General features: G+C 71.6%; 1 protein-coding gene and 1 pseudogene. Both read right to left on the bottom strand.

Features of this window, described 5'->3' with window-relative positions:
• Positions 1-1304, bottom strand: a 1304-nt coding sequence (locus D183_RS0114820; protein ID WP_026144498.1) for a pseudouridine synthase, incomplete at its 3' end; no start/stop codon positions are given.
• Positions 1297-1713, bottom strand: a pseudogene (locus tag D183_RS28035) (SMC-Scp complex subunit ScpB); the annotation flags it as partial. The gene D183_RS0114820 and the pseudogene D183_RS28035, both read right to left, overlap by 8 nt.

The raw sequence follows: 1713 nt of genomic DNA, 5'->3' as shown, positions 1-1713 counted from the left end.
TGGCCCTGGCCCTGACCGCGGCCCTGGCCGGCGCCCGCACCGGCGCCGGCACCGGCCGGACGCGGCTTGGCGTAGGGACGCCCTTGGCCCTGACCCTGGCCACGACCGCCGGGACCGGCGTTGCGGTGGCCGGTCGGGCCGGTGCTGACGCCATCGGGCACGTACCAGGTGCGGAACGCGGCCGGGTTGCCGTCCGGCAGCGGCTTGGGACCCTTCGGCGTGCGCTGCTTGAACGGCTTCTGCGATTGCTTGGCGGCCATTTCGCCGCTCACGGTCAGGCCGCCATGCGGCTTCTTGCCGCCGCGGCCGCGACCGCGGTCCTCGCGGAAGGTGTCGAAGCGGCGCAGCTCGCGGCCTTCGTCGGCGGTGTTGTGGCCGTTGACGTAGGCGTTGCCGCCGCGGCCGACCTGCACGGTGGCCTTGGCCGCCTTGCGCTGGCCGATCACCGGCTGCAGGGTCAGCGCCGACGGGGTGCCTTCCTCCAGCTTCAGCTCGGCGCGCAGCGCCTCGACCTTGTCCTGCGCCAGTTCCATCGAATGCCCGCGCAGCAGCTCGCGCGGCAGCGCGATCTTGCCGTAGCGGGTGCGCTTGAGCCGGCTGACCTGGCAGCCCTGCGATTCCCACAGGCGCCGCACTTCACGGTTGCGGCCTTCCTTGACCACCACCCGGAACCAGTCGTGCGAGTCGGTGCCGCCGATGCGTTCGATCTCGTCGAACTTGGCGCCGCCGTCCTCCAGCAGCACGCCGCGCGAGAGCCGCTCGATCATGCTGTCGGGCACGGTCTCTTCGCCTTCCGGGGCGCGCACGCGCACCACGTACTCGCGCTCGATCTCGTAGGAGGGGTGCATCATCGCGTTGGCCAGCTCGCCGTCGGTGGTGAGCAGCAGCAGGCCGGTGGTGTTGATGTCCAGGCGGCCGATCGCGATCCAGCGCGCGCCCTTCAGCGCCGGCAGCGCCTCGAAGATGGTCGGGCGGCCTTCGGGATCTTCGCGCGTGGTCACTTCGCCTTCGGGCTTGTTGTAGATCAGCACGCGCGAGGGCTCGGTCAGTGCGCTGGCGACGAAGCTGCGGCCGTCCAGCTCGATCTTGTCGCCGCTGCGGATCGACATGCCGGTCTGCGCGACCTCGCCGTTGACCTTGACCAGGCCGTCGGCGATGCGCTGTTCCAGCGCCCGGCGCGAGCCCAGTCCGGCCTGGGCCAGGACCTTGTGCAGGCGTTCTTCCAGTTTCGGCTGCTCGGCGGCAGCGGCGTCGCGCTTGAGCGAGAGCTTGTTCAAAGACAGCTTGCGGGAGGTGTCACTCATTTACTTGGCTCCGGCCGGCGCGTTGCGCGTCGGCCTGTGGTTCGGAATCGGCATCGTCAACAGCCACGGTCGTCGTCGCGACGGCGTTGTCTTCGGCTTCGTTCGCATCCGCCGCGCGCTCTCCCGGCGCGGCTTCGGGTTCGCCCGTCGGGGCGGTCGTGGAATCCGTGGCCGCCGGCGCGTGGGCGTCGTCGGTCGCGGGGGTGTGCGGTGCTGCGGTGTCGCTGGTGTCGGTGTCGGTGTCGGTGTCAGTGTCAGTGTCCGTGGCGTCTGCAGCATCGGCCGCGTCTGCCTGCGCCGTCGCGGCAGGCTCGGCGGGTTCGCCGGCGGCTGCGGCGTGCGCCGTGGTGTCGCCCTGGTCGCCCTGATCGGCGGCGTCGCCCGGTGCGGCGTCGGCCTGGGCCATGTC

Origin of the sequence: Xanthomonas sp. SHU 199 (genome assembly GCF_000364665.1) — a bacterium.
Lineage (GTDB): Bacteria > Pseudomonadota > Gammaproteobacteria > Xanthomonadales > Xanthomonadaceae > Xanthomonas_A > Xanthomonas_A sontii.
Note: the sequence above shows the minus strand (reverse complement) of the source record. Positions and strands in the feature narration are given on the sequence as shown.